This window comes from Spiroplasma endosymbiont of Melieria omissa, assembly GCF_964031175.1.
Taxonomy (GTDB): domain Bacteria; phylum Bacillota_I; class Bacilli_A; order Mycoplasmatales; family VBWQ01; genus Spiroplasma_E; species Spiroplasma_E ixodetis_A.
The window spans coordinates 1,421,379-1,433,761 of the sequence record NZ_OZ035012.1 but is presented as its reverse complement, the minus strand read 5'-3'; the positions used below and the strand labels follow the sequence as shown (position 1 = coordinate 1,433,761).

The window sequence follows — 12,383 nt, the reverse complement described above, 5'->3', positions numbered from 1 at the left end:
TTACTCATAAATAATGTAAAATAATAATATGTAATTTAAACAGTTTTTGAATTTAAAAGTACAATTCAGCAATAATTAAAATAGATTAGGAAGATTAAATTATGCCAAAAACATACAGTGAAGACTTACGAAGAAAAGTAATAGAAGCTTATGAAAGTAAAAATATGAAAATTAAAGAAATTTGTAAAGTGTTCAATATCACTAGAAAGACTTTATTTTTATGAAGAAAAAGAAAAAAAGAAACTGGGCATATAAAACCAATTTTGAATTATCAAAAAGGACATAGCCACAAAATAAAGGATTTAGATGAATTAAAAAATTATTTAGCAGAAAATAAAGATGTTACAGTTCAAAAAGTAATTGATAAATTTGGAAATATAACTAAAGAAACAGTTTATAACTATTTTAAAAAACTAAATTATACATATAAAAAAAACTTTTCTATAGCTAACTAAAGTAATATTTACTCATAAATAATGTAAAATAATAATATGTAATTTAAACAGTTTTTGAATTTAAAAGTACAATTCAGCAATAATTAAAATAGATTAGGAAGATTAAATTATGCCAAAACCATACAGTGAAGACTTACGAAGAAAAGTAATAGAAGCTTATGAAAGTAAAAATATGAAAATTAAAGAAATTTGTAAAGTGTTCAATATCACTAGAAAGACTTTATTTTTATGAAGAAAAAGAAAAAAAGAAACTGGGCATATAAAACCAATTTTGAATTATCAAAAAGGACATAGCCACAAAATAAAGGATTTAGATGAATTAAAAAATTATTTAGCAGAAAATAAAGATGTTACAGTTCAAAAAGTAATTGATAAATTTGGAAATATAACTAAAGAAACAGTTTATAACTATTTTAAAAAACTAAATTATACATATAAAAAAAACTTTTCTATATGAACAAAGAGATAAAAATAAACAAGAAGATTTTTTAAAAGAAATAGCTAAAATAATGAATGAAGATTTAGTATATATTGATGAATCTGGAATTGATGATAATGAATTTTATAAATATGGTTGATCTGAAAAAGGTAAAAGATTATTTGATAATAAACCCGCATATAAAATAAAGAGAATGAGTATAATTGGTTCACTAAATAAAGGTAAATTAAAAGCCTTATGAGCATTTGAAGGACATTGCAATAGTAAAATTTTTGAATCATATGTTAAAAATAAACTAATTCCAGTATTAAAGCGTGGACAAATTATAGTTTTAGATAATGCAACGTTTCATAAATCTAAATTAACACAACAATTAATTGAAAATGCTGGATGCAAACTATTATTTCTTCCGCCATATTCTCCTAATTTAAATCCAATTGAACATTTTTGATTTGCTATAAAACATAATATAAGAAAAATATTACCAAATTATTGACCAAATATTAAAAAAGCGATTGATTTTGTTTTTCAAGATATGAGTAAACATTACTTTAGTTAGCTATATGTCTTTTTCTTTATTATATTGTTCTATATAATGACCCAAAAATATATTTAATGAACAAATTAAATTTTCTTTATATTCATTAAATTCTTCTTTTTTAAAATCTGCTCTTATTTTTTTTATATTATTTAAATGTTCTTCTGTTATTTTTTGATTACGTTTTTTATTATATTCATTAATAATTTCTTGGTCTTTATAAGAAAATGGTTTTTGTTTATTCATATTTATACCTCCTCCTTAACCTAATATTTAAAATACAGTCATAACAAATTGCTTTACTATTTTTATCTCTTAAAAAATATTTTCTTGTTTTTATATCATTAGTATTAAAAAATAAATATTCTAATTTATGTTGTTTACATGTTCAACAAAAATACTTTTTCATTATGAATTGAAATTTCCTTAGAACCTGTTTAGGATCTTTTTAATAGAATTTAACTAAAACAAGAAATAATCATTTATAAATAGGTACTTAACCAATAATTTATTTTCTTTTTCATTTTTTTGTTAAAAAGATTTTATCATTTGAAAACTTATCGACTAAAAATCTATTTTTTATTATAAAATAACCATTATAATATAAATTTTATTAAAAATTAATCAAAAAAGATCCTAAACAGGTTCTAAGGGTATAAAATCATTTGATAATTTAACAACACTTGAATTATTTATTAAATATTTTAGTAATGACAGTTTACAGTTAGTAGACGGTAAACAAGGTCAAGAAAAGAAAGTTATTAGTATTAGTGATGAAATAGGTAAATTAATTGAAAGTAAACAATCACAATTAAAATCAGAAAATGCTGGAGAAAATATTACTATTACTGGAAGTGGTTCAGATATTAAAATTAATTCTATTGGCGGTAAAGTAGATTTATCGGATTATTATAAAAAAGAAGAAATAGATAAAAAATTAGAAGACAAAATCGATAAAGACCATTTTAAATATGCTTTTTCTATTAATACTATTAGTACTGAAATTCCTAATTTAGAAACTACTGATAAAACCATTGCCGGTGCTATTAATGAATTAAAAGAAAAAATAAAAGATAAAAAATTTTCAAATGATTATTTTAAATATAATACTGAAACAAATGAAATTGCATTACATGATGAAGAAAATTCATTACTTTGTAGGGATTTATTGGAAAATAATGAATATAAAATATTAAAAACTCAAAATAAAAAATTATTACAAGCAATTAATGAAATATTAGAAAAACAACAACAACCAAGTCCAAGTGGTTCAAATTGAAAAGAAGTAGGAACAAAAGTTAATATAAATCATATTAAATATACTTTTAAATCAAATACTAAATATAAAATTTATTATAATTTTGAAAGTCAATCAAGTAATAAGAAATTTGCTTTTATGTCTAAGAACCTGTTTAGGATCTTTTTTGATTAATTTTTAATAAAATTTATATTATAATGGTTATTTTATAATAAAAAATAGATTTTTAGTCGATAAGTTTTCAAATGATAAAATCTTTTTAACAAAAAAATGAAAAAGAAAATAAATTATTGGTTAAGTACCTATTTATAAATGATTATTTCTTGTTTTAGTTAAATTCTATTAAAAAGATCCTAAACAGGTTCTTATAAGAAGTAACTATATAATTAATTGCTAAATCATTATGGTTATATGGATTATTTATTTTAAAACCTTTTCTGTTTTCTTCTCACGTAATGTTATATTTAAAACAAGGATTAGTAATTTTAGTTTTGTTATCTGTTATTTCACCCATAAATCAACTATTATGATGGTCATAAAATGTTAGTGATTCAAGTTTTATATCATTAAGATAATATTCTTTTGGAGCACTTGGTTTATTAACAGTTATTTTTTGGTCTTTAATATATGGTTCTAATAATTTTATTAATTCATTACCACTTAATTCTCTTTTAATATTTTCTAAATTAAAAACTCAATATGTATAACTGTTATCAACAATAAAAGAATTATTTTTAATCATTCATTTTGGAAGCGATAATTTATATTCAACATAATCAATAAGAATAGATTGTGGTTTATCTTTTACAATTTGTTCTTTTTTAAATTCTATTTGCATAATTAATCACTTCTACATCAATCACAAACATACCCAAATGGTTTTTTGTATAATCCAAATGTTTATCAATATCATAATCATCTTCAAATTTTCTAATATCATGTTGTTCTGCTTCTAATTCTGTTTTAAAGCGATAAAGCATTTGGATTTTGTCATCTTCATATAATTCATTACATTCAACACATCTTTTTCTTCTTTTTTTAATTTTTTTATCAATCTTTCTTAGTGCTTCATAATCAAGAATTTCTATTGCCATAATAATCCTTTCCTAATATGTTCTGTTGCTTCTAGCATAAAGAACATATATTTTGTTTTTAGATTATTAATACTACTATTATTAGTTTTATTCATTCCAGCAATTCTGGGCTCAAAAATAAATTGTGAAATTTTAAAAAGAAATCGAGGCATTCGATTCAATATTTATTTAATTTGTGTTAAACAAATTAATATTTTAATTGAACCGGCACCGCTCAATTTTTTTTACAAGTTTGAAATTTATTTTCTCGCCCAAAAAAATTTTCAAAAAAAAATAAAAAATAAAACCAACACTTGCTCACTGGGGAGTGGCAAGGTTGGTTAAATAAAGAATAGAATTAATATAGTAGGTTCCCTAAGCAGGTCTATATATACTAGTTTCCAATTCGCTCCCACCCCAAGAATTACCATTAAATGGTTAGTATATTTTATTAGGTATCACTCCACTTTTTATTTATCCATGCAAGTCCATATGTTCTAGCTACTATTTTTAACAACTGTGTTGTAGTTCACTTTTTTAGTTCCCTAACACGTGTTGATAATAGCGTTAAAGACGGTTATTAAAAATTTTAAAATTTTACAATTACAAAAAAAAGACAAGATTATTTCTTGTCTTTTTCCTTAATAATAACTTTGAGAATAATTTTTATTTTATTTTTTAAATATATATTTTTTAAAATACGTCGAATATAAATTTAAATTTAAGGGTAAAAAAGAGAGTAATTTTGTCTAATTTTCATTATTTTTCAAATAATTCATTTTTGGAAATAAGTTACTAATATGATAATTAATTATTTCGTAACTTTGACAACCGCCCTCTAACTATTTCATAAAATAAATTACCACGATCATCGTTAAAACCTTTTCTTTTTCCTGCAATTGAAAAAGCTTGACAAGGAAAACCACCTAATAATAAATCATGATTTGGTATACTTTCTTCAGATATTTCTCTGATATCTCCAAAAGGTATTTCATTAAAATTTTCATTATATGTTTGCACTGCAAATTTATCTATTTCACTACTAAAAACACATTCCATTCCTAATTCTCTAAAAGGTAAACTTAAGCCACCAATTCCAGCAAATAAATCTATAAATTTTAATTTACTCAAAGTAAGACCTCCTTGCTCTTTTTACAAAATTTTTAATTTTACTTCACAAAGAAATTATAACATTCATCCTTATCTTATTTTTTAAATAAAAAGTTATTTATTTTTTAATTTTCAATATTCTCAATAATATGTTAACTGCTGAATTACTAGAAATGATATGAATAATTATTATGATGAACAAACAACTGTTCAAAAACAATCTTCAACTTTATAAAAAGTATTATATTAAATGTAAATAAAAAAATATAATCTAGTAATAGATTATATTTTTTTATTTTTTATATTTTTTGGTAATTGAAAATCATTAAAATATTTAATTGTAAGGTAGTACAGACATTTTGGACTATTTTTTATCTAATAAAAGTTTATCAAAATAATCCATAGGAGTCATTAATCCTAATGATTTATGTGGTTTAGAATTGTTATAATATTCTTGAAAAGAATTCACTAATTTTTGAAATAAACTAAAATCACTATTTAAATATGGTTTTATTTCAAATAAATTACTTCAATTTCTGTGAAATCTTTCAATCTTACCATTACTCTGTGGTGATCTAAACGGTGTAGTTTCATGAACTATACCTTTTTTATTACAAAAATTTGTAAATCAACGATTCCTTTGTGGTTTTCCACAAGATGTATTAGTATATTGACTACCATTATCAGTTCTAATTCTTTTAATTTTAATTCCTAATTTTTCATAGAAATTTAAAGCATTTTTAGTAGCATTTACAATATCTCTGGTTTGTGCTTGTTCAGATGGATAACAATAAGTAATTCGAGTTTTTTCATCAATAAAATCAATAATATATCATCTTTTACTTCCTGTTATATAATCTGATACTACTTTAATATCAGTTTGTAATAATCCAGTTTCTTTTACTTCATATCTCAAATGTTTTTTCTTAATAACTTTTTGTGAACAAAAACCAAAACGTTTTAATCAACGATATATAGTTTTAACCGAGGGTTTTGGCAAAAAATTAAACCTAATATCATCAATATGCCTTATTAAATAACAAAATTGAAAAGCACCTATACCAAACTCTTCTTTATACTGAACAAAATAATTTATAAATTTTTCTGATAATTCCAACTTATAGAAATATTTAATATTTTTAGGTTTTGTTGACTTAAATAATAATTCTTCAAAAGGTTTATTTCTGTAAGAACCTGTTTAGAATCTTTTTAATAAAACTGAAATAAAGGAAAGAACAACCATTTGTAAACTAGTATTTAGTTTTCTTTCACAATTTTTTCATAATCTTCTGTATTTTTCTAATCAAGCAAAGCTTCGTTCTACAATTCATCTTTTTGGTAATACTACAAAAGTATGTAGTTCATTGCGTTTTATAATTTCAACATTTGCATTTATGATTGTTTTGATTTCAGAAGCAAATTTTTCACCAGTATAACCAGCATCTACTATTATTTTTTGAACTGCAGAAAGATTTTCTTTTTCATTTTCAATCATTATTATAGCGCTATTACGATCTGTTTTTTCTGCTGTGGTTATGTAAATTGCATGTGGTAAACCTTGAGAATCAACAATAATATGACGCTTTATTCCTGAAATCTTTTTACCAGCATCATAACCTTTATTTTCAGTAGTATCTGTATTTTTAACACTTTGCGAATCAATTATACAAAAACTAGTTTGTTCTTTGCGATTATTGTTGATACGAACTTTTTTAACCAATTTTTTTTAAAATTAATTGCCATACACTAGCTTCTTTACCGTTATTTTTACTTCAAATTTGAAAATAATAATATACAGTTTGTCATTTTGGAAAATTTTTTGGTAGCATTCTTCATTGACAACCACTTTTTAATACATATAAAATTGCACAAAATACTTCATATAAATCTAAACTTCTTGGTTTTGTTTTCTTTTTGCTATTTTCTAAAATTGATTTTATGTTCTCAAATTGTTCTTTGGTGACATGACTTGGATAATTTTTATGCATAATATATACCTCTGATTTTAAAATATATAATCATTTTACATTATTTTCGAAAAGATTCTAAACAGGTTCTAAGAACCTGTTTAGGATCTTTTTAATAGAATTTAACTAAAACAAGAAATAATCATTTATAAATAGGTACTTAACCAATAATTTATTTTCTTTTTCATTTTTTTGTTAAAAAGATTTTATCATTTGAAAACTTATCGACTAAAAATCTATTTTTTATTATAAAATAACCATTATAATATAAATTTTATTAAAAATTAATCAAAAAAGATCCTAAACAGGTTCTAAAAAACATCATAAAAACGTTTAGCTCAATAATAAAAGGTTTGCTTTGGCATATGTAATTGAGAAATTATTTCTTTACAAGTATTTTTATTTTTAAAAATAAAACAAAATTTTCTAAATTTACGATAATAAATATTAACTTTATTAATATTTTTATCATTTTTATACTTTTCTACAAATTTGTTAAATTTATAATCAAATTTAGTAAAATCAGCACTATTAATTAAATATTTCATTTTAAACTACACCTCAACTAATAATATAAAGTTATAAAAACTTTTATTAGTCCAAAAAGTGTGTCTAATCTACAATTAAAATATTTAATAACATTGACATTTTTATTTTTAATATCTATACTGTATATGAATCTAATATAGTTTATAACTCAATTACTTTTGAATAAGTAATTGAGTTATTTATATTTTAAAAAAGGAGAAAGTTAAAAATGAATATCAATGACAATTTAATAAATACAATTTATCATGAGGCAGGACATGCTTTTATAAACTTAGCAAAAGGTATTTCATTATCAGAAGAAGGAATTACTATTAAAAACAATGGCGGTGGTCATACAATGATAGAACCATCAGAAAATGTTTCATTATTATCAATGATATCTTCTAATCTTGCGGGAAAAATAGCTGAAAAAATTATGATAGGAAAATCAATTCCTCAATCAGCCTCACATGATATACAAAATATTTTAGAATTATTAGATGAATTATCAAAAATAAATTTAAGTCATAAAATACCAAAAATTTTACTAAAACAAACACAAGAAACCGTAAATACATTAATAGAAAATTATAAGACAATACATTTAATTGCAATAATGTGTATTGTTAAAAAAGAAAATAATAAAGAAGAAATAGAATTTATTTATAAATATAAAGAGTTACCAAAACACATCAAATGTAAAATAGAACAAGATACAAATTTGAATAATTTTTTAAATTCAGAATTTAATGTCGAAAGTTTTAAAAAATATCAAAATTATAGTTTTGAAGACTTTTTTAAATATGAATTGTTTGAATTTAAGACATTATTAAATTTCTATCCAAATTTAAAATCCGAAGCAAATGCTTATGAAAACTTTAGTGATAAAATGATTGATTTGTGTTTGAAAAATGATTCATTGAAATTAAAAATTATTAAAGAATATACAAAAGTAGTTGAAGAAATTGTTAAAAAATCAATAACAGTAGCAGAAGATTGAAATAATGCATCTATAAATTTTACTGAAACTATTTTAAGTAAAATATTATGAAAAGAAATACCATTTTATTCACAATGAAATAAAACAGATATAGAATTTATTAATCAAGAAAATAGCAAAGTTTCAACAAGTAAAGGTCAAAGTTCTAGTAATAAATTATAAAAAATATAAATCTTAGATACTTTAAAACTTTAGACATATTACGCAACTAATTAATTTTAAAAATTGGAAAAATATTTAATATTTTACTTCATTAATTCATTTATAGTAGTGTTTGGAGAAATTATAAGGTAGTGACATTATTAATTTTATACATATATAGCTAACTAAAGTAATATTTACTCATAAATAATGTAAAATAATAATATCTAATTTAAACAGTTTTTGAATTTAAAAGTACAATTCAGCAATAATTAAAATAGATTAGGAAGATTAAATTATGCCAAAACCATACAGTGAAGACTTACGAAGAAAAGTAATAGAAGCTTATGAAAGTAAAAATATGAAAATTAAAGAAATTTGTAAAGTGTTCAATATCACTAGAAAGACTTTATTTTTATGAAGAAAAAGAAAAAAAGAAACTGGGCATATAAAACCAATTTTGAATTATCAAAAAGGACATAGCCACAAAATAAAGGATTTAGATGAATTAAAAAATTATTTAGCAGAAAATAAAGATGTTACAGTTCAAAAAGTAATTGATAAATATGGAAATATGACTAAAGAAACAGTTTATAACTATTTTAAAAAACTAAATTATACATATAAAAAAAACTTTTCTATATGAACAAAGAGATAAAAATAAACAAGAAGATTTTTTAAAAGAAATAGCTAAAATAATGAATGAAGATTTAGTATATATTGATGAATCTGGAATTGATGATAATGAATTTTATAAATATGGTTGATCTGAAAAAGGTAAAAGATTATTTGATAATAAACCCGCATATAAAATAAAGAGAATGAGTATAATTGGTTCACTAAATAAAGGTAAATTAAAAGCCTTATGAGCATTTGAAGGACATTGCAATAGTAAAATTTTTGAATCATATGTTAAAAATAAACTAATTCCAGTATTAAAGCGTGGACAAATTATAGTTTTAGATAATGCAACGTTTCATAAATCTAAATTAACACAACAATTAATTGAAAATGCTGGATGCAAACTATTATTTCTTCCGCCATATTCTCCTAATTTAAATCCAATTGAACATTTTTGATTTGCTATAAAACATAATATAAGAAAAATATTACCAAATTATTGACCAAATATTAAAAAAGCGATTGATTTTGTTTTTCAAGATATGAGTAAACATTACTTTAGTTAGCTATATAAGAAAAATATTACCAAATTATTGACCAAATATTAAAAAAGCGATTGATTTTGTTTTTCAAGATATGAGTAAACATTACTTTAGTTAGCTATATATGAACAAAGAGATAAAAATAAACAAGAAGATTTTTTAAAAGAAATAGCTAAAATAATGAATGAAGATTTAGTATATATTGATGAATCTGGAATTGATGATAATGAATTTTATAAATATGGTTGATCTGAAAAAGGTAAAAGATTATTTGATAATAAACCCGCATATAAAATAAAGAGAATGAGTATAATTGGTTCACTAAATAAAGGTAAATTAAAAGCCTTATGAGCATTTGAAGGACATTGCAATAGTAAAATTTTTGAATCATATGTTAAAAATAAACTAATTCCAGTATTAAAGCGTGGACAAATTATAGTTTTAGATAATGCAACGTTTCATAAATCTAAATTAACACAACAATTAATTGAAAATGCTGGATGCAAACTATTATTTCTTCCGCCATATTCTCCTAATTTAAATCCAATTGAACATTTTTGATTTGCTATAAAACATAATATAAGAAAAATATTACCAAATTATTGACCAAATATTAAAAAAGCGATTGATTTTGTTTTTCAAGATATGAGTAAACATTACTTTAGTTAGCTATATAATTTCATATATCATTGAAATGAAATAAAATAAATTACCTTTTATACACTCAAAAAAGATGTAAAAATATTATAATAAATAAATGATATATTTGGATATGTCACCATAAGTTTAAAAATTTTAAAGAGGTATAAAATGAAAAGAATATTAAATATTTTAAGTTGTTTAACATTTAGTGCATTAACTACTATTAACATTAACGCTTGTGATTTTTTTGATAATAACCCTCACAAATCAAAACCTTTGTACGAAAATGAAGAATGATTTAATGGCACAAGTTCTCAATATGAAGGTAATATTGTAGACAATATCAATATAATGTCTTGAAAAAAATATCATTTAAATTGACAATCATTTATTAAAAAGTATCAATTGTTAAATTTTGATGATAAAGCAATTATTAAAGTTGAAACTGCCACATATAAAAACTGTATATGACATAATTTACCATCTCAAATTACAGGACCTAACTTATCAGTTAATACAGCAAAAATTAATACATCAAACAACACAAATGATGAAAAAAACAAAATTTGAAATATAGAATTTATGTATTATTATGGCAGTTGACTTACTCCTTTAGTTTTTATTCATATCTATCCTCAAGCATTTTTTTGATATAGTAATAATGGCAATATATATTTATCTATTCATTTAAAAGAAGAATCAAAAAATGCTGTAGAAGGAGCACACTTTAAACTTCAAATAAATAGTGTATATTTAAGCTAAATTTATTAATTATAATAATGAAAAGGGGCAATATAACAATGAATGATGAAGATGAAAAATGTGACTTAGAAGTTAAATCAATTTTAGAAAAACAATATAAAAATGATCAAATCAAAGAGTTCTTAGTAAAACTTATAAATTCAAAAAAAGAAGAAAATAAATTTTATAGTAACTTAGAATTACTAGCGGATGTTTCACTATATTATAAAAAAATTAAAAAAACTGTTAAAATAACAAATAATATTTTGGAAATAACAAGCAAAATTTTAAAACTAAATGATACTGAAATAAATAATTTTTTAAGTTTAAGTTGAAATAAAATTCAAGAAATAACTACAGAAAAAATCATAAATATCGAAGAAATTAATGATTTATTAAATGAACCTTTTGTAAATACTTCATATATTAATCAAAAAAATTTAATATAGATTTCTAATTTAATATCTTTCTAAAATACTTGCATTAACTTCATAAATAACACTTAAAAGTATTATAAATACTATTTTATTTTTGAAATAATGTAAAATTATTTTATAAAAGGGGTTAAACTTTGAAAAAGGGGTATTTTATGAAAAATTTAAAAAGTATACTATCAATTGTAGGTGTTTTAGGATTTACAGCAGCAACAACAAGCAATGTCACTGCATGTATAAGTAATATAACAAGTAATTTTCAAGAAATAACAAATTGAAAAGAAAGTAATGGTGAAATTCAAAGCTTAGTTAATAATAAAAATACTATTTATGCAGGAACCAAAACTGGTGATGACAAAGGTAATTTATTTAAAATTACAAAAGAAGACACAACAACACCTTTAACAAATTGAAAAGAAAGTAATGGTAAAGTTCAAAGTTTATTAAATGTTAATGATACGATCTATGTTGGAACAAAAACTGGCGATGGCAAAGGTAATTTATTTAAAATTACTGATGATGATACAATAACAGCACTATCTAAATGAGATGAAAACAACGGTGAAATTTATAGTTTAACTAATTCAACAAACGAAAGTATTTATATTGGAACCAAAACTGGTGATGGTCAAGGATATTTATATAAAGTTAAAGAAGATGGTGAAAATACAGTAGTAACTAACTGAAAAGATACTAATGGTGAAGTTTTAAGTCTAGTTAATGATAATAATACAATCTTTGTTGGAACAAGAACTATTGATGGTAAAGGAAGATTATTTAAAGTTGTCTATACAGTAGCAATTGGTATTTTTAGTTGAAGTAGCAGTGGTGGTGAAGTACATAGTTTATTAAATGTCAATGGTATTGTTTAGGCTGGAACTAAAATTAGTGATA

General features: G+C 21.9%; 19 protein-coding genes. 12 read left to right on the top strand and 7 right to left on the bottom strand.

The genetic code is table 4. The features are described 5' to 3' along the window. Positions 1-101: 101 nt before the first annotated feature. From ACQH26_RS09375 to ACQH26_RS09365, 3 genes are all read left to right on the top strand, one after another. Complete coding sequence (locus ACQH26_RS09375; RefSeq protein WP_425382344.1) at positions 102-455, top strand: helix-turn-helix domain-containing protein; 354 nt, start codon at positions 102-104, stop codon at positions 453-455. 109 nt (positions 456-564) lie between these two features. Then, complete coding sequence (locus ACQH26_RS09370) at positions 565-924, top strand: helix-turn-helix domain-containing protein (RefSeq protein WP_425382298.1); 360 nt, start codon at positions 565-567, stop codon at positions 922-924. A gap of 40 nt (positions 925-964) precedes the next feature. Beyond that, on the top strand, positions 965-1,453 hold the full coding sequence (locus ACQH26_RS09365; protein WP_425381862.1) for an IS630 family transposase: 489 nt from the start codon (positions 965-967) through the stop codon (positions 1,451-1,453). Here the strand turns inward: ACQH26_RS09365 and ACQH26_RS09360 are convergent, their stop codons facing one another. Beyond that, positions 1,454-1,678, bottom strand: a complete 225-nt coding sequence (locus ACQH26_RS09360; protein ID WP_425382343.1) for a hypothetical protein — start codon at positions 1,676-1,678, stop codon at positions 1,454-1,456. It abuts the gene before it with no gap. A 922-nt stretch (positions 1,679-2,600) separates the two neighbouring features. On the opposite strand from ACQH26_RS09360, the gene ACQH26_RS09355 reads away from it, so the two are divergent. Beyond that, complete coding sequence (locus ACQH26_RS09355) at positions 2,601-2,864, top strand: hypothetical protein (RefSeq protein WP_425382342.1); 264 nt, start codon at positions 2,601-2,603, stop codon at positions 2,862-2,864. Positions 2,865-3,018: 154 nt separating this feature from the next. On the opposite strand, the gene ACQH26_RS09350 is transcribed toward ACQH26_RS09355, so the two are convergent. The 6 genes from ACQH26_RS09350 to ACQH26_RS09325 form a co-directional block, all read right to left on the bottom strand. Further along, positions 3,019-3,528, bottom strand: coding sequence for a hypothetical protein (locus tag ACQH26_RS09350; RefSeq protein WP_425382341.1), 510 nt, complete (start codon positions 3,526-3,528; stop codon positions 3,019-3,021). Further along, complete coding sequence (locus ACQH26_RS09345) at positions 3,512-3,784, bottom strand: hypothetical protein (protein WP_425382340.1); 273 nt, start codon at positions 3,782-3,784, stop codon at positions 3,512-3,514. Before ACQH26_RS09345 ends, ACQH26_RS09350 begins: the two co-directional genes overlap by 17 nt. 786 nt (positions 3,785-4,570) lie before the next feature. Further along, positions 4,571-4,894 carry a DNA cytosine methyltransferase gene (locus ACQH26_RS09340; RefSeq protein WP_425382339.1) on the bottom strand — a complete coding sequence of 108 codons (324 nt, stop codon included), beginning with the start codon at positions 4,892-4,894 and terminating at the stop codon, positions 4,571-4,573. Positions 4,895-5,237: 343 nt separating this feature from the next. Beyond that, a complete protein-coding gene (locus tag ACQH26_RS09335) occupies positions 5,238-5,990 on the bottom strand; it encodes a DDE-type integrase/transposase/recombinase (protein ID WP_425382338.1) in 753 nt (250 codons plus the stop codon). 81 nt (positions 5,991-6,071) lie between these two features. After that, positions 6,072-6,861 (bottom strand): IS5 family transposase gene (locus ACQH26_RS09330; RefSeq protein ID WP_425382012.1). Its coding sequence is split into 2 segments (ribosomal slippage): positions 6,072-6,599 and positions 6,601-6,861, totalling 789 coding nucleotides; the frame shifts between segments, so codons are not numbered across the junction. A 290-nt stretch (positions 6,862-7,151) separates the two neighbouring features. Further along, positions 7,152-7,388: a hypothetical protein gene (locus ACQH26_RS09325; protein ID WP_425382337.1), complete on the bottom strand. Its 237-nt coding sequence runs from the start codon at positions 7,386-7,388 to the stop codon at positions 7,152-7,154. A 209-nt stretch (positions 7,389-7,597) separates the two neighbouring features. Here ACQH26_RS09325 and ACQH26_RS09320 point away from each other — a divergent pair, with 209 nt between their 5' ends. The 8 genes from ACQH26_RS09320 to ACQH26_RS09285 all read left to right on the top strand — a co-directional run bounded on the left by ACQH26_RS09320 (position 7,598) and on the right by ACQH26_RS09285 (position 12,361). After that, complete coding sequence (locus ACQH26_RS09320) at positions 7,598-8,530, top strand: hypothetical protein (protein WP_425382336.1); 933 nt, start codon at positions 7,598-7,600, stop codon at positions 8,528-8,530. Positions 8,531-8,807: 277 nt separating this feature from the next. Beyond that, positions 8,808-9,167 (top strand): helix-turn-helix domain-containing protein, encoded by a 360-nt coding sequence (locus tag ACQH26_RS09315; protein ID WP_425381993.1) that lies wholly within the window; start codon positions 8,808-8,810, stop codon positions 9,165-9,167. 40 nt (positions 9,168-9,207) lie between these two features. Continuing rightward, positions 9,208-9,696, top strand: coding sequence for an IS630 family transposase (locus ACQH26_RS09310; RefSeq protein ID WP_425381862.1), 489 nt, complete (start codon positions 9,208-9,210; stop codon positions 9,694-9,696). Beyond that, entirely contained in the window at positions 9,659-9,790 is a 132-nt protein-coding gene (locus tag ACQH26_RS09305; RefSeq protein ID WP_425381898.1) for a hypothetical protein, read from the top strand. Before ACQH26_RS09310 ends, ACQH26_RS09305 begins: the two co-directional genes overlap by 38 nt. A gap of 62 nt (positions 9,791-9,852) precedes the next feature. Beyond that, positions 9,853-10,341, top strand: coding sequence for an IS630 family transposase (locus ACQH26_RS09300; RefSeq protein WP_425381862.1), 489 nt, complete (start codon positions 9,853-9,855; stop codon positions 10,339-10,341). Positions 10,342-10,482: 141 nt separating this feature from the next. Next, on the top strand, positions 10,483-11,076 hold the full coding sequence (locus tag ACQH26_RS09295) for a hypothetical protein (RefSeq protein ID WP_425382335.1): 594 nt from the start codon (positions 10,483-10,485) through the stop codon (positions 11,074-11,076). Positions 11,077-11,114: 38 nt separating this feature from the next. Beyond that, positions 11,115-11,504: a hypothetical protein gene (locus ACQH26_RS09290; protein WP_425382334.1), complete on the top strand. Its 390-nt coding sequence runs from the start codon at positions 11,115-11,117 to the stop codon at positions 11,502-11,504. 140 nt (positions 11,505-11,644) lie between these two features. Further along, positions 11,645-12,361, top strand: a complete 717-nt coding sequence (locus tag ACQH26_RS09285) for a hypothetical protein (protein WP_425382333.1) — start codon at positions 11,645-11,647, stop codon at positions 12,359-12,361. Positions 12,362-12,383: the final 22 nt, after the last annotated feature.